Here is a 21,872-nt window from a genome sequence, read left to right as displayed (position 1 = left end):
ATATAGTTCCGCCCCATGGAGGACAGTTCCGTCGGGCTGTTCGAGTTCAATTCCGGGCGTCTCTGCCTCGACTTCACGAATACCGTGCGGGCTCGCCCTCTCAGCGACCGCATAGAATACATCAATAAATACAGCCATCTGGTGTCATGGGCCCGCCAGGCGACGATCATCACGCCGGGTGAAGCCGCGGTCCTGGACGAGGTGGCGGCCGGTCGCCCGAGGCCGGCCGGGGAGGCGCTGTCCCAGGCGCTCGCGCTGCGCGAGGCGATCCACGGGCTGTTCTCGGCGCGGGCGGCCGGACTGCCGGCCTCGGCGAGCGATCTTCGGACCCTGAACCGGGCGATCGGCCGGGGGATGTCCCACGCGGGGCTGGTCGTCGCGGGCCCCGGCTTCGAGTGGGCCTGGCCCGAGGCGAAGCTCGACCTGGATCGCATCACGTGGTGGGTCTCGCGCTCGGCCGCCGAGCTGCTGACCTCGGCGGATCTACCGCTCGTCCGCGAGTGCGCCGGTTACGATTGCGGCTGGCTCTTCATGGATACGACCAAGAATCGCAGCCGACGCTGGTGCGACATGACCACGTGCGGGAACCGGGCGAAGGGCCGCCGCCACTACGAGCGGAGGCGCGGCGCCGGCGGGGGCCGGCCGCCGGACGGGCAGGGCTAGCGCGACAAGGCCGCCGCCACCTCCCGCAGCAGGTCGCTCGACGAGAACGGCTTGGCGACGACGAACCCGATGCCGTGCGCCTCGAGCTTGTGGGGGTCGAGCTGGTCGCCGAAGCCGGTGATCAGCCCGACGGCGGCGTGGGGCAGCCGGTCGCGGCACGCCTTCGCGACCTCCCATCCCGAGACGCCCGGCATTGCCAGATCGGTCAGCACCAGGTCCACCCGCTCGACCTGGATCTGGGCGATGGCGGCCAGGCCGTCGCCGGCCTCGCTCACCCGGCAGCCTCGCTCCCGCAGCAGATCGGCGAGCGAGCGGCGGATCTCGACGTTGTCCTCGACCAGCAGGATCCGCTTGCCCTCCGGCACCACCGGCTCGCCGGCCACCGCGCCAGCGGTCGGCAAGGCCGAGGGGATGGGCAGGCCGATGACGAACGTGGTCCCCTGGCCGAGCGCGCTCTCGACGGTGATCTGGCCGCCGTGGCGAGCCACGATCCCCCAGACCACCGCCAGACCGAGCCCGTTGCCCTGGGCCCCCTTGGTCGTGAAGAAGGGCTCGAAGACCCGCCGCCGCGTCTCCTCCGACATTCCACAGCCGGAATCCTCGGCGCGAATCACGACGCGCCCCTTCTCCGCGGCGGTCCGGAGGATGAAGCGGCCCCCCGCCGGCATCGCCTCGAGGGCATTGTTCAGAAGATTCAGCAGGGCCTCGCGCAGCTCCTCGGCGGTCCCGGCCACCGTCGGCACCGGGCCGGCCTCCACGCGCACGTCGTAGGTCACCCCGCAGCTCTGCGCCTGGTCGCGCCAGCGGGGACGGGCCAGCTCGACCACTTCATGGAGGAGCTTCGGCACGTCGACCGGGCTGAACGGCCGGCTGCTGCGCGTGCGCGTGAATTCCTGGATCCGGCGCACCGTCTGGGCCCCGTCGTGGGCGGCCTGGCGGATCATGGTCAGGCTCTCGGCCACGTCGACGGCCGGCTTCCGGGCCAGCAGCAGCTCCGTGCGAAGCATGACCACGGCCAGGAGGTTGTTGAAGTCGTGGGCCACCCCGGCCGCCATCTCACCGAGGGCGCGCAGCCGCTCGACCTGGACCAGCTGGTCCTGCCCCTTCTGCACGTCGTCCAGCGCGCGCTCGAGCTGCGCGTACAGGCGCGAGTTCTCGAGCGCGATCCCCGCCTGGGCCGCGAAGGTGGTGGCGACCGCGACGTCGTCGTCCGAGAGCGCGGCCTGCCCGGTCACCGCGCTCAGCACGCCCACCAGCCGGTCGCCGGCCTGGACCGGAACCGATAGCCACGTCCGCAGCTCCAGCCGCGCGGCGATCTCGCGTTGGGCGGGCGTCAGTCCGGCATGGCCGGGGACGTCGGAGATGACGCACGCGGCCGCGGAGGCTACGACCTCGCCGGCCGGCCCGGCCTTCGCGGTGATCTCGGTGGGCAGCAGCTCGTCGACGGCCTCGCCGCGGGCCTCGACGCGCACCAGTCGCTCGCCGTCCAGCAGGTGGAAGGCGACCACCTCGGCCTGGAGCAGGCTGCAGTAGAGATCCGCGATGCGCCGCTGCACGGTGGCGGGGGGCCAGAGGCGCGTGACCCGCTGGCTGACCTCGACGAGCGCCTCCAGGCGGCCCTGTCGACGGGTCAGCTCGCGGAAGAGGTGGCTGTTGGACAGGGCCACCGCGGCCTGCGAGGCCAGTGAGGCGGCCAGATTGCGAGAGGCCTCGGAGTAGGGGCGCGCATCCCGCTCGATCGCCGCGACCGACGCGAACGGCCGCCCGCTCTCGCCCTTGCCGTTGATCAGCTCGAGCACGCCGATGATGTCCCCGCCCGGCGTCTTCATGGGGAGCACGAGCATCGACTTGGTGCGATAGCCGGCGAGGGCGTCCACCTCCCGGTTGAAGCGGTAAGGGCCCGTCTCGGGCAGCGCGTAGGCGTCGTCGACGTGGAGGATCTCGCCGGAGAGGGCCACGTGGCCGGCCAGGCTCCGCGGGTTCAGGGGCAGCGAGACGGCGTTGAACTCGACCGGCACGCTCTCGTTCTGGGCCAGCTCGAACCGCAGCCACCGCGATCCGTCCGGCGACCGCTCCACCAGATAGATCGAGCCGGCGTCGCTCCGCGTGATCGTCCGGGCCTTGGTCAGGATCAGGTCGAGGAGCAGCTTGGCGTCGCGCTCGCCGGACAGCCGCACCCCGATGGCGTTCAGCTCCTCGAGCTGTCGCGCCGTCTCGGTGGCCTCGCGGGTGACCCGCGCCTGCTCGCAGGCGGCCCGCAGCACGCTCGCCAGGGTGGCCGGGCTCACCGGCATCGGGAGCGAGACCACGCCGCGCGCAGCCGGCGCCCCGTCGGCCGCGTCGGAGAGCACCACCACCGGGACCATGGCCCGGCCCGCCGCCTCCACGAGCGCCGGATCAAGATCGTCCAGCATGAGGACGGCGGGGTCGGCCGCGCCGAACTGCGGCGCCGCGGTCGATGCGAGCAGGCGCGGCTCGAGGTCGTCCGGCAGCTGCGCGATGACCTGCCCCCGGGAGAAGTCGGCCGGGTACCACACGATGCCGCGTGAGCGAGCGAGCGTCGAATCGATCATGGGGCTAGCGTCCGAGCAGGCCACCCAGCCCGCCGCCCACACCGCCGACGACTCCGCCGACTCCACCGACGACTCCACCGACCGTCCCGCCGACTCCGCCGACCGTGCCGCCGACGGTTCCGCCGACTCCGCCGACGGTGCCGCCGAGCGCGCCCACCGTGCCGCCCACGGCGCCTCCCACCCCTCCGATGGCGCCGCCGAGCCCGCCGACGGTCCCGCCGACGGCGCCGACGCCGCCACCCAGTCCGCCCAGGCTGCCCCCGAGCCCCCCGACGCCGCCGCCGAGCCCGCCGATGGCGCCGCCGGCGCTGCCGATGGAACCGCCGAGGGCGCCGACCGTGCCACCAAGTCCGCCGACGGTGCCGCCGAGCGCGCCGCCGAGATGGCCGCTCACGTTCCCGAGCGCGCCGCCGAGACCTCCGACGACCCCGCCGAGGCTGCCGACGGTGTTGCCGAGGCCGGTGAGCGTCTGATCCAGCCCGTCGATGCCGAGGCTATCGACGAGCTGGTCCAGCACCTCGGTGGAGGCGGTCGTCGCGCTCGCGGTCGCGCCGGCCACGCCGTCCCCCGCGGCCTTGAGGTTCTTCACGGAGCGCACCGGTCCGGCGGCTGCGGGCGACAGGAGCGCCGAGGCCAGCGCCACCGCACGGGCCTGCTCCCGGGCCACCAGGCCGCCGGTCACCTCGCTGGGCGCCTCGGTCGCCTGCATCTGCCGCGGCCGAAGGTCCGCGGTGAGGGCGGCCACGTCGGACCGCGAGAGCGGCCGGACCGAGCCCAGCGCGTTGCCCGACACCGCCACGCTCTGCATCTCGGCCAGGCGCACGGTGGGATGCGACGGATCGAGACGGGCGCTCACGTCGAGCGCGCCGTGGAAGAGATGCACCTGCGTGGTGGTGGCGGCCGCGCCGGCCTTCAGGGGCTCGACCTCCACCACGAAGACGGTGCCGCGCACCGCCGCCGTCGCGTTGGGGGAGCGAATCTCGATGACCTCGCCCGGCCGCATGCGGCCCTTGACGACGGCCACGCCGATCTTGCCCGACTGCAGATCGACGGTGACGCGCCCCGCCTCCTCGGTGATGGTGAGCGCGGACAGCTCGCGGACCGTGATGAGGGCCTTGCCGCCCAGGAGCACGCGCACCAGCGAGCGCTCCTGGGTGTGAATGCGATCGCGGACGAAGATCTCGTCCCGCATGCGAAGCGAGGCCGGGGCCACCGTGGTGGCCGCGCGGATCAGGGTCGCATCCCCGTTGACGCTCGTGACGACGCCGGCGCTCCCATCGGACTGCGCGGCGGCCGTGGCCGGAAGGCTCGCGCAGAAGAGAACCGCGGCGGCCGCGAAGACGTTCTTTCCGTGCATGGCTTGCTCTGGCTCCCTCCCGCCGGCGCTGATCGTGACCGCCGATCGCCGGCGAGGCTGTGACAGGCAAGCGAGGTGCCACGCGGACACTTCGACCCAAGCGCGCGGATTCTCTGACGCGTGCCTGTCAGCGGATCGACGCGGATCCGCTGACACTCGCAAGAAGTGGCAGGCACGCGGACCAGAACCGCGCGCAGGGATTGCCCGCGCGAATCGTGCGCGGCGGAGCGACTAGCGGGAGCCGCCCAGCTCCTTGCGCGCGAGCGCCGCGCCCGCGGCGAGAGCGCCCACCTTTTGATTGCACATGTAGCGCGGCGACCAGCCGAAGCCACAGTCGGGGTTCACGTAGAGCTTCTCGGGCCGGCAGACCGTGAGGACCCGGCGGATGCGGCCGGCCACGTCTTCCGGGCTCTCGGGGTAGAAGCCCTTGACGTCGATGACGCCCGCGCCCAGCTCCCGGTCCTGACCGTACTCCTTCCAGACGTCGAGCTCCGAGAACTCGCGGCCCGCGAACTCGAGCACGAGCTGATCGGCGCGGGCCTTGAGCACGCCCGGGAAGTAGGGCCGATAGGAGCGGTCGAAGCGCGAGCGGCCGAAGCGGTTGCCGAAGCAGATGTGGAAGGCCAGCTTGGCCTTCACGCCCTCGGTGGCCAGATTGTAGAGGCGCGCCATCTCCTCGCCGCTCACGTTCCCGCGCGCGGGCTCGTCCAGCTGAATGAAATCCGCGCCCGCCGCCACCAGAGCGCGCAGCTCCGCGTTGATGACCTCCGCGAAGCGCTCGGCCACGTCGACCACGCCCTTGTACATCTTGCCGGGATGGATGCGGGAGCCGAAGGTGAGCGGGCCCGCGCAGGTCGCCTTGGTCGCGCGGCCGGTGTGGGCCTTGAGGTACTCGAACTCCTTCACGATGCCCAGGCCGCCCGGCGGCGTCTCGATCCGGCCGGTGGCCTCGTAGCGCGTCTGCTGATCGTAGCCCCACGGGCCGGCACGGCGTCGCACCGGCAACGGCTCGATGCCCTTGATGATCGCGTAGTAGGAGTCCACGTAGCCGTCCAGCCGCCGCACCTCCCCGTCGGTGATGACGTCGAGGCCGGCGCGCTCCATGTCGCGGATCGCGGTGTCGGCCGCGTCGTCGAACATCTCCTCGAGATCGGCCGGGCCCATGTCGCCCACCTCGTGGGCCTTCACGGCGGTGTACCACCAGCCGGCCTTGCCGTGGGAGCCGACGACGGTGGACGGGATCAGCGGGAGAGCGGCCATCTGCGGTTCCTCCTGTCGAGTGCGAGCATGGGGTTGGCCCATGCGAGCATGCTATCTCTCGCGGACCCGGTCAATGGCGATGCGGCGGCGGTGCGTCGCGGAGAGCGAGAGAGGAGCCCGGGCTATTCGGCCAGCCACACCGTGTCGAGCTGATTGTTGAGGTAGTGGCTGGGGGTGATCGTCCAGCCGCGGACGCGGGAGCTGTGCGGCACGATACGGTGCCACTGGAGCGTGTAGATGTAGTGGGCTTCCTCGTCGAGGAGACGCTTTTCGAAGGCCTGGATGTATCGCCGGCGGTGCTCGGGATCCACGGTACGGCTCTGCCGGACGTAGAGGTCGTCCAGTACCGGATCGGTGTACCGGCCGTAGTTGGCGTCACTCCGGCCCGAGGACTGGAACTTGTAGAGGTCCAGGTCGGGATCGACCACGTACCCGCACTGGAAGTCGGTGCTGAGCTCGAAGTTCCCGGTCCGGAGGTCCTTGAAGTACTGGGCCGAGTCCTCGATCTCGTGGCGCACTTTCAGCCCGATCTGGCTCCACTGGTCCACGAGCCATGCGCCGACGTGCTGGTACGGCATCGGGATATCGCGGTTCTTGAGCGCGACGGACAACCCCTCGGGAACTCCGGCCTCGGCCAGCAGGCGGCGCGCGTCGGACCGTGACTCCCGAATGTCCCGCCAGTACCCGGCGAGCTTCACGAGCTCCGCCGGCGGGGTGGCGAGCGGCGAGCCGGGCACCTGCACCCCCGCGACTTCCCGGACGATGGCGGTCCTCGACAGCGCGCCGGCGGCCGCGTGGCGATCGAGGGCGAGCGAGAGGGCGCGGCGGACGCGGCGATCGCCGAACGGCTCCTTCTCGTGGTTGATGGCGACCAGGAGGCCGCAGTTCCACGGGCTCTCCTGCACGGTGACCTTCTCGCCGAGCGCGCGGACGATGTCGTCGCGCTGCGCCGGGGAGAAGCCGCGAAACTGTATGTCGGCGCGCCCGGAGCGGATGGCCGCCGCCTGCGCGGCGTCGTCGCGGATGAAGAGCGCCTGGTAGCCGTCGAGATATGGCTTGCCACGGTCCCAGTACTCGGGGTTCCGGCGGCCGACCCAGCGCGTGCCCTTGACGTGCTCGACGAAGACGAACGGGCCCGTCCCCATGATGTGCTTCTCGTACCAGCGGACGTCGCGCTCGAGGATGTCCGCCTTGTAGATCCAGTTCCACGGCGACGCCAGCGAGTGAATGAACGAGGGCGACGGCCACTTGAGCTTGAACGCGACGATGTACGGCTCCGGCGCCTGCACCGTCTCGATCTGCAGGTACTCACCCTTGCGGGCCGACGTGATCCCGGGAGGGGGATTGATGATCTTCTCGTAGGTGGCGCGCACGTCTCGCGAGGTCATCTCGCTGCCATCGTGGAACTTCACCCCACGACGCAGCGTGAGAATGTAGGTGCGCTTGTCCGCCGAGACGGCCCACGACGTGGCCAGATCCCCGACGACCCGGGTGCCCGTCGGATCGAGCGGGTCGATGCGCAGCAGCGTGTTGTAGTGCGGCGCTGCCGGGTGCATCAGCGCGAACGTCTCCTCCCGGTGCGCGTCGTAGGAAGGGGGCTCGCCCGGCACCAGGAAGGTCAACGTGCCGCCGGACCGGGGCTCGGCCGCCGCGCCAGCCGGGGACCCCGCGGGCGCGCCGGGAGACGGTGAGCCCGCGCGGCGATCCGGGGCGACCGTCGTCTCGGCGGGTTCCGTGTGCACCGGGCCAGTCCCTCCGGCCCGGACGGGGATGGGCGCCTTCGTCTCGGTGTCGATGAACGGCCGCGCGGCGCTCCGCGTCGCGATGTAGGCACGGACCAGGCCGGTGGCGAAGAGAGCGACCAAGAACGTCGCGCACGCGATCCCCACCCACGCCCGCGCGTGTCGCGAGCGTCGCCGTTGCCGCAAGTATCGCTGCATCTCCTCGAGCCGCTTGACGTCGCCGAGGCCGGGCGCGACCGGCTTCCGGCCGCTCCCCATCGTCGACCGGACCAGGGACCCGCCCGGGGATGGGGCCGCATCCGGCTCGGTCTCAGGCGGCCCGGCGGCCGATGGCTCGAATGGAGCCGGCGAGGCGGCGGGCGTTCGTCGCGCGTCGCGCAGGCTGCTGCCGCACATGTTGCAGAAGTGTGCCTGTCGGCGGTTGATCGCATGGCAACGGGGGCATGGCATCGGCAGCGTGGCGCCGCACACATCGCAGAAATGCGCGCGGGGCGGGTTACGGTGCCCGCACGGCGCCACGCTGCCGTTCGAAACGCCGCTGTCTTCTTCGTGCATGGCCGTGACCCTCGGCTCTAGCGCGGCTTCACGAGGAAGCGCGACCGCCGGTTCTGGCTCCAGCACCGTTCGCTCGCCTCGGTGCACTGCGGCCGCTCTTCTCCATAGCTCAAGATGGTGATGCGGCTCGGCTCGACCCCCTGGGCCACCAGATGATTCATCGCGGCCTGCGCCCGCTGCTCCCCCAGATCGACGTTGAAGTCATTCTTCCGGCTCGTAGTCCCCCGATTGTCGCAGTGCCCCTCGATGAGGAGCAGCTGCTGCGGATGGGCGCGCAGCCAGGCCGCGTTCGCGTCGAGGATCTTGACGTCGCCCGGTCTGATCGTCGCCTCGCCGAAGTCGAAGTGGATGTCCCGCAGCTCCCGGATCGGCTCGTAGTCGCTGACCCGCGGCAAGCCGATGGGCTGGTCGGCGGTGGGCGCCTGGGCGGGGGCCGGACGGCCCGCGGCGAGAATCGGGCACGAGATGAGCGCCGCGAGAGCGATGACGTGCGTGGCTCGCCTCTTCATTGACTCCTCCGGGACCAGAGCTCGGCTCGACTGCCGAGAATAGTCCTCGCCCGTTCAACGGGACAAGTTCGTTTTGCCGAGCGGCGCGTCGGCCACCGGAGGCTGTGAAGAAATTACCGGCCAGCGCAGGTCAGCTCACCGCCGTCACGATATTTCGCGGGGATACACCGGCTCAGGCCGCCCCCCCGATGATCCGCATGGTCGCTGTATCGGCCCGCACCGCGCCCGGGGGGCCCGCGAAGATGATCTCGCCGCGCTCGATGACGTAGAGTCGCGTGGCGAACTCGGGAACGTGGTGGATGTTGGACTCGGCGAGGAGGATCGAATGACCGCGGCGGGTGATCTCGGCGAGACCGTCGCTGACCGTGGGGATGATGGCGGGCGAGAGCCCCTCGAACGGCTCGTCGAGGAGGAGCAAGCGCGGGTCGAGGGCGAGCGCCCGCGCGACCGACAGCATCTTGCGCTCGCCGCCGCTCATCTCGGGACCCTTGCGGTGGCGGTACTTGCGAAGGACGGGGAAGACCTCGTACGCGCGCTCGAGGCGCTCGGCGGTCGGGCGACCGCCGGGCCTCGTCCACGTGGCGATCTCGATGTTCTCGGCCACCGTGAGATCCGCGAAGATCCCGCTGTCCTCCGGGGCGAATCCGATCCCGCGGCGGGCGATCTCGTGGGTCGGGCGGCCGTGGATCTCCTCGTCGCCGAACACCACCCGTCCGGCGCGCGGGCGCACGTAGCCCATGATCGTTCGCAAGGTGGTGGTCTTGCCGGCGCCGTTGCGGCCCACCAGGCAGACCACCTCCCGCTCGCCGACCGCCAGCGAGACCTGGCGCAGGATGTGGCTGTGCTGGATGAAGACGTCGACGGACGACACCGAGAGCACGGCGCTAGCGCTTCCGTCCGATGACGGTGTCCACCACGTGGGCATCGGCGCGGATCCCGGCCGGGGTGGTGTCGGCCAGGACTCGACCCTGGTGGAGCGCGACGATGCGGTCCGAGTAGCCGAAGACGATGTCCATGTCGTGCTCGACCTGGATGATCGCGCGCAACCCGATCCGCTTCGCGGCCCCGACCAGGATCTCCATGACCGCGTGCTTGTCCGCGGTGCTCACGCCGCTGGTCGGCTCGTCGAGCAGGATGATCTCGGGCCGCAGCGCAAAGGCCGACGCGACGTCGAGGAGCTTCTTGTCCCCCTGCGGCAGCTCGCGAGCCCGCCGGCCCGCCCGGTCGGCGAGGCCGAAGAGGTCGGCGACCTCGAGGGCCTCCGCCTCGGTCTGCCGGTCGTGCCGGAGCGAGGTGAAGAGCCGCAGCCCGTGGCCACGGCGGGACACCACCGCGGCTTGCAGGGTCTCCAGCACGGTCAGGTCGGGGAAGATCTGCACCAGCTGAAAGCTGCGCGCCATGCCGAGCCGGGTGAGGGCGACCGGGCCGATGCCGCCGATGTCCTGCCCCTTGAAGCGCACGTGTCCGCCGCTGGGGGCGAGGAGGCCGGTGAGCACGTTGATCAGGGTGGACTTGCCGGCGCCGTTGGGCCCGATGATCGAGACGAATTCCCCGGCGCCGACCGACAGGCTCACCCCGTCGAGCGCGCAGAAGTCACCGTAGAGCTTCCGCACGTCGCGGGCGTCCAGGAGCGCGGGCGCGGTCACGACGGGCGTGGCCTGACGAGAAAGCCCATCAGACCGCCGGGGGCGAAGATCACGAGGGCGGCCAGGATGGCGCCGAACACCAGGCGCCAGTAGGGCACCACCGACATCACCGTGTCCTGCAGGAAGATGAACACGAACGCGCCCAGCACCGGGCCGAAGAAGCTCGCGAAGCCGCCGAGCAGCACCATGAACACCAGGTTGCCGGAGTGCGTCCAGTAGGCCAGCGTGGGGTCGACGTTGCCGGTGGGCGGGGCGAGCAGCGCGCCCCCTACCGCCGCGAACACCGCCGAGATGACGAAGGCGTACCAGCGATAGCGGGTCACGCTGACCCCGAGCGCCTCCGCCTTGGTCGGGTTGTCGCGGATCGTGCGCAGACAGAGGCCGAACGGCGAGTGCACGATGCGCCACATGACCGCGGCGGCCAGCACCAGCACGCCGAGGCAGTAGTAGTAGTACGGGCCCACCAGGAAGGCGGTCTTCGACATGCCGTCGAGATTCAGGCCCAGCAGCAGGGGCCGGAGCACCGGCATGCCCTCGTCGCCGCCGGTGATGCGATAGAACTTCAGCAGGAAGGTGTAGAAGACCATGCCGAAGGCGAGCGTCAGCATGCCGAAGTAGATCTTCACGTAGCGCACGCAGAGGGCGCCGACCAGCGCGGCGGCCAGCGCGCCCAGCGCGGCCGCGAGCAGCACGATGACCTCGAGCGACCGCACCCCCTGCGCGGTGAGGGCCGCGGCGGTGTAGGCCCCGATGCCGACGAAGAGGGCGTGGCCGAACGACACCAGCCCGGTGTAGCCGAAGAGCAGGTTCAGGCCGAGAAGAATCACCCCGTAGGCCATGAACGGCAGCATCAGCAGCACGCGGTACGGGCTCAGGGCCAGCGGCAGCGCGATCAGCACGGCGAGCACCGCGGCGAGGACCAGCCGGCCCCTCATGCGGCGGCGCCTCCGAAGAGGCCGCGGGGGCGGAGCAGCAGCACCGCGATCACGATGAGGTAGATGAGGAGCATCTCCAATTCGGGGTACACGCTGATCGCCAGCGCGCGCAGCACGCCGACCACCAGCGCGCCCACCAGCGCCCCGCGCATGCTGCCGAGGCCGCCGATCACCACCACCGCGAAGGCCTCCACGATCAGCTCGATGCCCATCTCGCTCATGGCCGCGGTGGCCGGGATCACGAGCGCGCCGCCGAGGGTGCCGAGGGCGGCGCCGAGCGTGAACACCCGTGCGTAGACCGAGCGCATGTCGACGCCGAGGGCCTCGGCCATCTCGCGGTTGTCGGCGGCGGCCCGGATGATGCGCCCGAAGGCGGTGCGGGTGAGCATGTAGCCGAGGCCGGCCGCGATCAGCACGCTGGCCGCGATCACGATGAGGTTGTAGACCGGCACCACCGCGCCCAGGATCCGGGCCTGGCCGTAGCGCAGGTAGTAGCCGGAGGTGGACTGCGGCGCGGTGCCCCAGGTCAGGCGGATCGCGTCCTCCATCATCAGCACGACCGCGAAGGTCAGCAGCAGCTGGAAGGTCTCGTCGCGGTCGTACACGAAGCGCAGCAGCCCGCGCTCCACCACCAGCCCCACCGCTCCGGCCAGGAGCCCGGCGAGGATCAAGGGCAGGATGAAGAGCGACGGCGGGCCCCCCGCGGACACGAACAGCGCCACCGCGGACACCCCCACGTAGGCGCCGAGGGCGTAGAACGACCCGCAGGCCAGATTGAAGATCTTCTGCACCCCGAACACCAGCTGCAGGCCCGCCGAGACCAGGAACAGGACGGCGGCGTGGAAGACGCCGCCCATGAGGATGGCGACGAGGTTCGCGCTCACGCGGCGGCGGCGCTACTCGATGACCCGGGCGGCCCGCGCCAGCAGGGCCGGAGACAGGTCGAGCCCCAGGGCCCGGGCCGTCCGCAGATTGACGACGAGCTGCAGCTCGGTGGGCTGCTCGACGGGCAGGTCGCCGGGCCGGGCGCCCTTGAAGATGCGGTCCACGTACTGGGCGACGCGGCGGGTCGTCGCGCCGAGATCGCTGCCGTAGGACATGAGGCCGCCCTCCTCGACCTGCTCGGGCCACTCGTAGATGGCGGGGAGGCGATGCCGGGCCGCCAGCTCGATGATGCGCTTGCGGTCGCGCATGAAGTAGGTCGACGCGCCCACGAACAGCGCGTCGGGCCGATCGGCGACCAGCGCGGTGAAGGCGCGCTCGTAGTCGCCGCCGACCACCCGCGTGACCGGCAGCGCGATGCCGAGGGCGACGGCGGCGGCGTCGGTCTCCTGCTCCTGGGCGCGGAGGCCGGGATCCTCGTGGGAGAGCAGCGCGATGCGGGTGGCGCGGGGTACCGCGGCCTTCAGCAGCTCGAGCTTCTTGCCGGCGAGGGTGCCCGCCGGGGCGATCAGGACCCCGGTCACGTTGGCCTCCGGTCTGGCGAGGCTCTTCACGAGGCCGATCGCGATCGGATCGAAATTGCCGAGGAAGACCACCGGCACCGTGGTGCTGGCCGCCCGCGCGGCCCGGGTCGCCGCGGCGCCGATTGCGACGATGACGTCGATCCGGGCGCGGACCAGCTCGCGAGCCAGCGCGGGAAGCCGCTCGAGCCGGCCGGCGGCGTACCGCTGCTCGAGGACCAGGTTCCGGCCCGGTCGATACCCCATCTCCTCGAGGAACGCGGGCACCGAGCGAACCGCCGCGGTCCCGTCCGCCGGCGTGGGCGGCGGGGTGGGCGCCAGGAGGCCCAGTCGATGGACGCGAGCCGTCGTCTGGGCGAGAACGGCCGCCGGAGCGGCGAGGACCGCCGCTCCGGCCACGCGGAAGAGCGCCCGGCGCGCGATCAGATCTTCCAGGAGCCGATCCAATCCATCAGCTTGGCGCCCGACGGCTTCATGCCCTGCCGGGTGGAGACCACCTCGACCGGATCGATGGTGACGAAGTCGTAGCTGTTCTTGTGGGTGGTGATGCCCTGATAGAAGCTGCACATCTGCACGTGGTCGGCCCGCCACGACCGCTTGCCCGAGAGCGAGTCCACCTCGATGCCCTCGAGGGCCTTGACGACTTCCGCCCGGGACGGCCACTTCTTCGACGTGGAGTAGGCCTTCTCCACCGCGGCCTTGTAGGACTCGATGTTGAAGTAGGCGTGGTCGCACTCGTAGGGCGGGTACTCGTTGTACTTGCTCCGGTACTCGCTCACGAATTGCTTGAGCAGCGGGCTGCCCTTGGGGTCGGCGAAGTACATGCTGTTGTAGCCGAGCAGGAGCCCCTCGGGGGTGAACTCCTTCTTGAGCGAGTCGTGCACCCCGCCCGCGGTGGTGAAGACGCCCTTCATGTTCTTGAACAGTCCGACCGCGGCGGCCTGCTTCATGATGATCGTCGCGTCGCCCGACCAGAACGAGCACATGAGCAGGTCCGGCTTGGCCTGCTGGATGGCCGCGATGTGCGAGGTGAAGTCGGTCACCCCGAGCTTGGGGAACAGCTCGAGCACGAACTTCACGTCCGGCACGTAGCGCTTGAGCACCGCCTGGTAGGTCTGCCAGCAGTCGTGGCCGTAGGAGTAGTCGTTGCCGATGCCCGCGACCGACTTGATGCCCCTGAAGTACTTCGGGGTCAGCTGGCCGGCCACGATGGCCTCGACCTCGTTGTCCACGCTGCGGAAGGCCCACTTCGGGCTGGGCATGGTCTCCTCGATGCCCTTCTGGGTCGTGCCGTCCCAGGACAGCCACGGCGTCTCCATCTCCTCCGCGACGGGGCCCAGGGCCAGCGTCACCCCGGTGGAGATCCCGCCGATGACCACCTCGACCTTGTCCTGGAGGATGAGCTTGCGGTAGCGCTCCACGGTGTCCTTCGGGGTGGATTCCTCCTCGACGACCAGCTGCACCGGGCGGCCGAGGATGCCCCCCGACTTGTTGACCCGCTCCGCCCACCACTCGGTGCCGCGCAGCCCGGCCGCGCCCACCGGGGCCGCGATCCCGGCCCGGATGGCCAGGATGCCGATCTTGACCGGGTCCGAAGGCACCCCCGGCCTGGCCTGGGCCCGCGCCACCGCCGGAAAGCCGATCGCGCCGGCGGCCGCCGCGCCGCCCGCCGTCTTGAGGAATTGCCGTCTCGTCGTCGCCATCTCGTCCCCCTCGTCGTTGAGAGTGGTGTGGGTCAGCCCTGCAATTGCCGCCGCGCCAGCGCCACGCCGGCGGCGAGGCGCTTGAGCTTTTCGAAGGCGACCCAGCGCGGCACCGGGAAGAACCCGCAGTCCGGCACCAGCGAGAGCCGCTCCGCCGGGACGCTGTCGAGGCAGAGGCGCACCCGCTCGGCCACGTCCTCGGGAGTCTCCATGTAGAAGCTCTTCACGTCAACCACTCCGCACGCGACGTCGCGGTCCACCCCGATCTCCTTCCACATCTCGATCTCTGCCATCTCCCGGTTCGCGTACTCGAACACGAACTGGTCGCAGCGCGTCTCCAGCAGCGCCGGGAACATCCAGCGATACGACCGCTTGCCGCGCGGGCGCGAGAGCAGGTTCCCGAAGCAGACGTGGTAGCCGATCTTCGCGGGCACGCCCTCCACGCAGGCGTTGAACATCTTCACGTACTCGGCGGCCTGGCCCGGCACGATGGCGGCGGACGGCTCGTCGACCTGGATCCACGTCGCTCCCGCCGCGGCCAGCGCTCGGAGCTCCGCATTGACCGCAGGCACCAGGTCCCAGCAGAGGGCGAGCCGATCGCCGTTGTAGGCGTCGCCCGGGCGGGTCTGGATGTGGATGGACAGGGTCACCGGGCCCGGGCAGGTGGCCTTCACCGGCCGGTCGGTCTGGGTCATCAGGTACTTGAACTCGTCGACCGTGCCGAGGCCCCGCGGCACCGTGACCTTCCGGGTGGCGCGGTAGCGCGGCACGCTGTCGTAGGCGTAGAGGCCGGTCTTGCGCAGCGGCTCGAGCGTCTCGAGCCCCTCCATGTGCCCGTAGAAGGTCTGCACGAAGAAGTAGCGCCGCATCTCGCCGTCGCAGACGACGTCGATGCCCGCCCGCTCCTGGTCGCGGATCGCGAGCTGGGTGGCGTCGTCGAAGGTCTCGCGCACGTCGGTCTGCCCGTACTCGCCGGCCTTGATCTTGTCGAGCGCGGTCCAGAACCACGAAGGAAAGCCGTGGCTGCCCATGACGTGCGTGTAGAGGAGCGGAAGCGTGGCGGCCATGCGCGTGTCCTTTCTACGGTCGGCGACGGTTCAGGAAGGCGGCGATGCGGGCCTGGGCGTCGGGCGCCGCGCGCAGGGCCCCGTAGGCGCGCGGCTCGGTGCCGGCCCGGCCCGCGCGCAGGTCCGCGGTGATGGCCTTGCTCGCGGCGAGGCCGCCGCGCGGCGACCGCGCGACGTCGCGCGCCATCTCGTCGGCCGCGGCGCCGAGCGCCCCGTCGGGCACCACGCGGGTCACGAGGCCCATGCGAAAGGCCTCGGCGGCGTCGACGACGCGGGCGGTGAGCATCAGGTCGCGCCCGTGGGCCCCGCCGGCGATGTCGAGCAGCCGGGCGAGGCCGTAGCCCGGGTTGAAGCCCAGGCCCACCTCGGGCAGCCCGAAGCGCGCGGAGGCCTCGGCCACGCGGAGATCCTGCGCGATCGCGAGCATGAGCCCGCCGCCGAGGGCGTGGCCCTGGACGGCCGCGATCGTCACCTGGGGCAGGGCCGCGAAGCCGTCCATGATGCGCTGCCAGCGCGCGGCCAGCGCCTCGGCCTCGTCGGGCGACAGCGTGGGCATCTCGGAGATGTCGGCGCCCGCGCAGAAGGATCGGCCCCGGCCGGCCACCACCACCGCGCGCGCGTCGTCGGCGCGGGCCAGGCGCGCGAGGGCACCCTCGAGCGCGTCGGCCATGGCCCGGCTGAGCGCGTTGCGGGCCTCGGGCCGCTCGAGCGTCAGGCGGGCCACCGCGCCGTCCTGGGTGAGGGTGACGGCCGGCGCGGCGCTCACGAGAGGATCCGCTTGGCGATGATCTCGCGCATGATCTCCGAGGTGCCGGAGGCGATCGTCCAGAGCCGCACGTCGCGGAAGAAGCGCTCGACCGGGAACTCGCGCATGTAGCCGTAGCCGCCGTGCAGCTGCACCGCCTGGTAGGCGACGCGATTGGCGACCTCGGTGGCGAAGAGCTTCGCCATCGACACCGCGGTCACGCAGTCCTCGCCCGCGGTGTAGAGCGCGGCCGCGTGATGGACCAGGTGGCGGGCCGCCTCGATCTCGGTGGCCATGTCGGCCACCCGGTGCCGCAGCACCGGCTTGCCGGCGAGCGGTCCGTCGAAGGCGTGTCGCTCGCGAAGGTAGCCCGTGGTGTCCTCGAGGGCCTGGCCGGCGCCCGAGAGCGCGAGCACCGCGGCCATGATGCGCTCACGCTGCAGGCCGGCCGCCAGCTGGTGGAAGCCGCGGCCCTCCTCGCCCAGGAGGTTGGCGACCGGCACCGGGCATTCCTCCAGCGACAGCTCGGCGGTGTCCGAGGCGCACATGCCCATCTTGTCGAGCCGCCGGCTCACCGTGAAGCCGGGCCACCCGCGCTCCACCAGGAACATCGAGATGCCCGCGTGCCGGCGCTCGGCGGTGCCGGCATGCGTGCGCGCCGCGATGAAGTAGAGATCGCCGTGCACGCCGTTGGTGATGAAGATCTTGCTGCCGGTGAGCAGGTAGCGGTCGCCGTCGCGCACCGCCCGGGTGGCGATGCCCGCCATGTCCGAGCCCGTCCCGGGCTCGGTGATGCCGAGGGCGCAGACCGTCTCGCCGCTCACGATGCCCGGCAGGTAGGCACGCTTCTGGGCCTCGGTGCCGAAGCGGGTGAGCCACGGCGAGGACATGTCGGTGTGCACGAGCACGCTGAACGCCACCCCGCCCGATCGGCAGCGCGCCATCTCCTCGCCCAGCACCACGCTGGAGAGAAAGTCCCCGCCGCCGCCGCCGTACTCGGTGGGGAACTCGAGGCCGAGCAGCCCCAGCTCGCCGAGCCGGCGCCAGAACGCCCGCGGGATGCGGCCGGCCTCCTCCCACGCGTCGACGTGGGGCACGACCTCCTTCTCCACGAACGCGCGCACGGTCCGCCGCAGCATCTCGTGCTCATCGGTGAACGTCGGCCGCGGCACGGTCAGCGCGGCGTCTCGCCGGCGGGCTCCGTCGTCCGGCGCGCGGAGCGGCGGATGATGGGCGGGATCACGGAATGCGGACGTAGCCTTCCATGAGCCGGCGCGCGGTGCGGTACACGGTCACCCGCTCGGCCCACGCCGCGTGGTCACGGCGGCCGACCGAGGCCGCGATGGGCAGCACGCCCGACGGATGGCCGAGGCGCAGATCCCCCACGCGTCCGCCCGCGCACTCGCTCACCACGGTGCCGTCGACCTGCGCCGCCACCGCCAGGCACATGGCCGCGGTGAGCGCAAAGGCGCGGTGCGCGTTGCCCATCGAGATGCAGCGCCCGACCACGTCGGTCTGCTCGGCGTCGTAGCCCACGCCGTCCAGCGCGGTGAACGCCGTGGGCGGCGCCACCACCGCGATCTTGGGCGTGGCCGCGCTGCCCGGGATGCCCATGGCCTCGGCGCCGGCCGCCCGGAGGGCCTCGAGCCGCGCCACCAGGGCGCGATCGCTGTCCATCGCGGCGGGCGTCTCGGTGCCGGTAAGGTCGAGATCCTTGGCGCGCACGAACACCACCGGATTGCTGGCGTCCACCAGCGAGACCTCGACCCCGGCGATCACGTCGCGCGCCCGGCCGGTGGGCAGGAGGCGGCCGGTGCGGGACCCGCCCGGCTCGAGGAAGTCGAGCGCGATGCGGGCGCCCAGCCCGGCCACGCCGGGCAGCTCGAAATCGCCGACCACGGCGGCCTCGCCGTCCACCACCGGCACGCGCGCCACGATGATCTTCTTCGTGTTGGTGTTGTGGATGCGCACCGCGGTCTCGCCGTTGGAGGAGGGCACCAGCCGCTCGTCGATGGCGAAGGGGCCGACCGCGGAGGAGCAGTTGCCGCAGTTGCCCGTGTAGTCCACCACCGCGCGGCTCACCTCGACCTGGGCGAAGGTGTAGTCGACCTGCGCGTCGGGATGGGTCGGCGGGCCGATGATGAACGCCTTCGACAGCGAGGAGATGCCGCCGCCCAGGCCGTCGAGCTGACGGCCATAGGGATCCGGACTGCCCAGCGCGACCAGCAGCACGCGGTCACGCTCCGGCCCGGCCGGCGGCAGATCCCGTTCGTGGAAAGCGAGGCAGCGGCTGGTGCCGCCGCGCATGTAGACCGCCCGCACCCGTCCCTGAGCCATGTCAGCTGCTCCTCACGCGGTCCTTCCTCCGTCCCCACCCTCGCCCCCGGAAGGGGAGAGAGCAGGGTGAGGGGGCGATGTCTCCCCGGCGGTCTGGGCGAGCAGACCGCCCGCCAGCAGCATATCGCGCTCGCGCGGGCTCAGGATGCAGCGCATCCGGAAGCGCGCCCCCGTCCGCCGATTGCTCACGACCACCGACTCGCCCGACGCGAGCCGCTCGCGCAGGCCGTCGACGGCGAGGGTGTCGTCTCGCTCGATGCCGTCGTAGTCGGCCGGATGCTCGAACTCGAGCGGCACGATCCCCCAGTTGATGAGGTTCGCGCGGTGGATGCGCGCGAAGCTCTTGGCGAGCACGGCCCGCACGCCCAGGTGCAGCGGCGAGAGCACCGCGGCCTCGCGCGAGGAGCCCTGGCCGTAGATCTCGCCGCCCACGATGACGCCGCGGCCGGCTGCGCGCGCCCGCGCCACGAACTCGGCGTCCACGTTGCGGAAGCAGAATTCCGCGATGGCCGGCACGTTGGAGCGGAACATCAGCACCGCGGTGCCGGAGGGCGAGATGTCGTCCGTCGAGACCTTGTCGCCGAGCTTGATCAGCACCGGCGCGGTGAGGCGGTCCGGCACCGGCTGACCGCGGGGCACCGGCTTGATGTTCGGTCCCTTGAGCACCTCCACGCTCACCGCCTCCGCCTCGGCCACCGGGGGGATCAGCCCGGCGTCCGACGCGCGCAGCGACGCGGGCCAGCGCCGCCCCGGCGCCTCCCCCATCGTGCGCGGGTCGGTGATGCGCCCGGTCAGCGCGGACGCGGCGGCGGTCAGGGGCGAGCAGAGGTACACCGCGTCGTCCTTGGTGCCGCTGCGGCCCGCGAAGTTGCGGTTGAAGGCGCGCAGGCTGCGGCCGCCCGAGGCCGGCACGTGGCCGATGCCCGCGCACGCCCCGCAGGTCGGCTCGGAGATGATGGCGCCGGCGGCCAGGAGCGGCGCCAGCAGGCCCTCGCGGGCCATCACCTCCACGATGCGATGGCTGCCCGGGAAGACCACGAAGGAGATCGACGGGGCCACGCGGCGGCCGTCGAGCACGCGGGTCACCGCCTGCATGTCCTCCCACGAGGAGTTGGTGCAGGAGCCGACCATCACCTGCTCGACCTCCAGGCCGGCCACCTCGGCGACCGGGACCACGCGGTCCGGCGATCCGGGCAGGGCCACCAGCGGCTCGAGCGCGGAGAGGTCCAGCTCGATCCGGTCGTCGTACTCGGCGTCGTGGTCGGGGGCGAGTGGCTGCCACTCCGCCTCGCGGCCGAGGAGCCGGAAGTACTCGCGGGTGATCTCGTCCGACGGGAACACGCTGGTGGTCAGCGTGAGCTCGGCGCCCATGTTGCAGATCGTCGCCCGCTGGGGGAGCGACAGCGTGACCGCGCCGGGGCCGCCGTACTCGAAGATACGGCCGCTGCCCCCGCGCACCGAGTAGCGCCGCAGCAGCTCGAGGATCACGTCCTTGGCCGAGACCCACGGCTGCAGCCGCCCGGTGAGCCACACCGAGGTCACCCGCGGCATCACCAGGTGATACGGCCCGCCGCCCATCGCCACCGCGACATCGAGCCCCCCCGCGCCGATGGCGAGCATCCCGGTGGATCCGCAGAGCGTGGTGTGGCTGTCGGTGCCGAGCAGGGTCTGGCCGGGCACGCTGAACGACTCGAAGTGCACCTGGTGGCAGATGCCGTTGCCCGGCTTGGAGAACCAGGAGCCGTAGCGGCGCGCCGCGGTCTGCAGGTAGCGGTGGTCGTCGGAGTTGCGCGAGTCGACCTGGTAGACGTTGTGGTCGATATAGGTCACCACGCGGGGCGGACGCACCCGCGGGAAGCCCATGGCCTCGAACTGGAGAAAGGCCATGGTGCCGTTGGTGTCGGTGAGCAGCGCCTGGTCCACGCGCAGGCCGATCTCCTCGCCGGCCACCGGCTTGCCGGTGACCAGATGCGAGTCGATGAGCTTGCGCGTGAGGTTTTTTTGCACGCTTAGCGCCTGGATCTGGCCCCCGCACTCCCGCAGGATCGCCTCATGCTACCGCTTGTCCGTGGCCACGAACGGACGCCGCGCGTGGCCCTTGTAGTCGGCGCGGGGGCGGATCAGGCGGTTGTCGTCGTACTGCTCGAGCAGGTTCGCGGTCCAGCCCGCGATGCGGGCGGTGGCGATGACCGGAGTGAAGAGATCCACCGGGATGCCGATCGAGTAGAAGAGCGGCGCCGAGTAGAAGTCGACATTGGGGATGAGCCGCTTGGCCGCGTTGATCTTCGCGTGCAGCGCCACCGCCAGGTCGTACCAGAGGGCCTGGCCGGACTGACGACAGGCCTCCTCCGCCATGCCCTTCAAGATGGCGGCGCGCGGGTCGCCCGCGGTGTAGACGCGGTGACCGAAGCCCATCAGCCGGCGCTTCTCGGCCAGCGCCCGGTCCACGAACGCGTCCACGTTGTCGAGCCGGGCCACCTCGAGCAGCGTGCGCATCACCGCCTCGCCGGCGCCGCCGTGCAGCGTGCCCTTCAGCGCGCCCACCCCGCCGGCCACCGCCGAGTGCATGTCGGAGAGCGTGGCCGCGATCACCCGGGTGGTGAAGGTGGAGGCGTTCAGCTCGTGCTCGGCGTAGAGGGTGAGGCTCGCGTCGAAGGCGCGGGCGGTCACCGCGGTCGGCTTGCTGCCGGTGAGCATGTAGAGGAAGTTCGCGGCCAGCGAGAGCTCAGGGGCGGGCGGCACCGGCGGCTTGCCGGTGCGCACGCGGTGATGGGCGCAGATCGCGGTGGCGAACTGGCTGGTGAGGCGGATGGCCTTGCGCTGGTTGGCCGGGCGCGAGTTGTCGGTGGCGTCGGGATCGTGCATCCCGAGCACCGCGACCGAGGCCTGCAGCACGCGCATCGGGTCGGTGTCGCGCGGCATCAGGCCGTACATCCGCACCAGCTCGTCGGGAATCGTCCGCACCGCGGCCAGCTCCACCTGGAACCGATCGAGCTGCACGCGGGTGGGCAGCTCGTCGTGCCAGAGGAGGTAGCAGACTTCCTCGAAGGTCGCCCGGCGCGCGAGGTCCTCGATGTCGTAGCCGCCGTAGGCGAGGCGGCCGTTCTTGCCGTCGAGGTCGCACAGGCGGGTCTCGGCCGCGACCACTCCCTCCAGACCCCGGATGAGCTGGCTCCCCTCGGTCATCGTTGGCTCCTGTCGGAACGGCGAGTGCCCGCGCACGACGGCGCGCGGCCGCCGTCACGACGCAGTCGAACGGTATACCGCCCCCCGGCACAGCGCAAGAGCATTGGAGTGCCACGCGCGACCGAGTACAA

Annotated in this window: 18 protein-coding genes; 1 reads left to right on the top strand and 17 read right to left on the bottom strand. The window is 71.5% G+C overall.

The features are described 5' to 3' along the window. Positions 1-15 precede the first annotated feature (15 nt). Positions 16-663, top strand: a complete 648-nt coding sequence (locus VKN16_11615) for an ABATE domain-containing protein (GenBank protein HME94852.1) — start codon at positions 16-18, stop codon at positions 661-663. On the opposite strand, the gene VKN16_11610 is transcribed toward VKN16_11615, so the two are convergent. The 17 genes from VKN16_11610 to VKN16_11530 form a co-directional block, all read right to left on the bottom strand. Next, positions 660-3,236, bottom strand: coding sequence for a GAF domain-containing protein (locus tag VKN16_11610; GenBank protein ID HME94851.1), 2,577 nt, complete (start codon positions 3,234-3,236; stop codon positions 660-662). The two genes, VKN16_11615 and VKN16_11610, sit on opposite strands and share 4 nt — an antisense overlap. Positions 3,237-3,240: 4 nt before the next feature. Beyond that, the gene (locus tag VKN16_11605; GenBank protein ID HME94850.1) at positions 3,241-4,593 is read right to left on the bottom strand and encodes a FecR domain-containing protein; all 1,353 of its coding nucleotides are present in this window, start codon (positions 4,591-4,593) and stop codon (positions 3,241-3,243) included. Positions 4,594-4,824: 231 nt separating this feature from the next. Then, positions 4,825-5,853, bottom strand: a complete 1,029-nt coding sequence (locus VKN16_11600; GenBank protein HME94849.1) for a methionine synthase — start codon at positions 5,851-5,853, stop codon at positions 4,825-4,827. 122 nt (positions 5,854-5,975) lie between these two features. After that, positions 5,976-7,853 (bottom strand): ABC transporter substrate-binding protein, encoded by a 1,878-nt coding sequence (locus VKN16_11595; protein HME94848.1) that lies wholly within the window; start codon positions 7,851-7,853, stop codon positions 5,976-5,978. 314 nt (positions 7,854-8,167) lie between these two features. After that, positions 8,168-8,659, bottom strand: coding sequence for an OmpA family protein (locus VKN16_11590; GenBank protein HME94847.1), 492 nt, complete (start codon positions 8,657-8,659; stop codon positions 8,168-8,170). Positions 8,660-8,831: 172 nt separating this feature from the next. After that, positions 8,832-9,539: an ABC transporter ATP-binding protein gene (locus VKN16_11585; GenBank protein ID HME94846.1), complete on the bottom strand. Its 708-nt coding sequence runs from the start codon at positions 9,537-9,539 to the stop codon at positions 8,832-8,834. Positions 9,540-9,543: 4 nt separating this feature from the next. Beyond that, a complete protein-coding gene (locus VKN16_11580) occupies positions 9,544-10,305 on the bottom strand; it encodes an ABC transporter ATP-binding protein (protein HME94845.1) in 762 nt (253 codons plus the stop codon). Continuing rightward, positions 10,302-11,240, bottom strand: coding sequence for a branched-chain amino acid ABC transporter permease (locus VKN16_11575; protein HME94844.1), 939 nt, complete (start codon positions 11,238-11,240; stop codon positions 10,302-10,304). Before VKN16_11575 ends, VKN16_11580 begins: the two co-directional genes overlap by 4 nt. Then, complete coding sequence (locus VKN16_11570; protein HME94843.1) at positions 11,237-12,097, bottom strand: branched-chain amino acid ABC transporter permease; 861 nt, start codon at positions 12,095-12,097, stop codon at positions 11,237-11,239. Before VKN16_11570 ends, VKN16_11575 begins: the two co-directional genes overlap by 4 nt. A gap of 39 nt (positions 12,098-12,136) precedes the next feature. Continuing rightward, entirely contained in the window at positions 12,137-13,150 is a 1,014-nt protein-coding gene (locus VKN16_11565; GenBank protein HME94842.1) for an ABC transporter substrate-binding protein, read from the bottom strand. Further along, a complete protein-coding gene (locus VKN16_11560) occupies positions 13,126-14,406 on the bottom strand; it encodes an ABC transporter substrate-binding protein (protein HME94841.1) in 1,281 nt (426 codons plus the stop codon). The genes VKN16_11565 and VKN16_11560 overlap by 25 nt, the downstream gene beginning before the upstream one ends. 32 nt (positions 14,407-14,438) lie before the next feature. Continuing rightward, the gene (locus VKN16_11555; GenBank protein ID HME94840.1) at positions 14,439-15,473 is read right to left on the bottom strand and encodes a cobalamin-independent methionine synthase II family protein; all 1,035 of its coding nucleotides are present in this window, start codon (positions 15,471-15,473) and stop codon (positions 14,439-14,441) included. A gap of 13 nt (positions 15,474-15,486) precedes the next feature. Next, entirely contained in the window at positions 15,487-16,239 is a 753-nt protein-coding gene (locus VKN16_11550) for an enoyl-CoA hydratase/isomerase family protein (protein ID HME94839.1), read from the bottom strand. Further along, positions 16,236-17,390: an acyl-CoA dehydrogenase family protein gene (locus VKN16_11545; protein ID HME94838.1), complete on the bottom strand. Its 1,155-nt coding sequence runs from the start codon at positions 17,388-17,390 to the stop codon at positions 16,236-16,238. Before VKN16_11545 ends, VKN16_11550 begins: the two co-directional genes overlap by 4 nt. 67 nt (positions 17,391-17,457) lie before the next feature. Continuing rightward, complete coding sequence (locus VKN16_11540) at positions 17,458-18,555, bottom strand: PrpF domain-containing protein (GenBank protein ID HME94837.1); 1,098 nt, start codon at positions 18,553-18,555, stop codon at positions 17,458-17,460. Positions 18,556-18,567: 12 nt separating this feature from the next. Beyond that, positions 18,568-20,562 carry an aconitate hydratase gene (locus VKN16_11535; protein ID HME94836.1) on the bottom strand — a complete coding sequence of 665 codons (1,995 nt, stop codon included), beginning with the start codon at positions 20,560-20,562 and terminating at the stop codon, positions 18,568-18,570. A 48-nt stretch (positions 20,563-20,610) separates the two neighbouring features. Beyond that, the gene (locus VKN16_11530; GenBank protein ID HME94835.1) at positions 20,611-21,741 is read right to left on the bottom strand and encodes a citrate/2-methylcitrate synthase; all 1,131 of its coding nucleotides are present in this window, start codon (positions 21,739-21,741) and stop codon (positions 20,611-20,613) included. Between the last annotated feature and the right edge of the window lie 131 nt (positions 21,742-21,872).

It is taken from the genome of Candidatus Methylomirabilota bacterium (assembly GCA_035315345.1).
Lineage (GTDB): Bacteria > Methylomirabilota > Methylomirabilia > Rokubacteriales > CSP1-6 > CAMLFJ01.
This window is presented reverse-complemented; position numbering and strand designations above follow the sequence as displayed.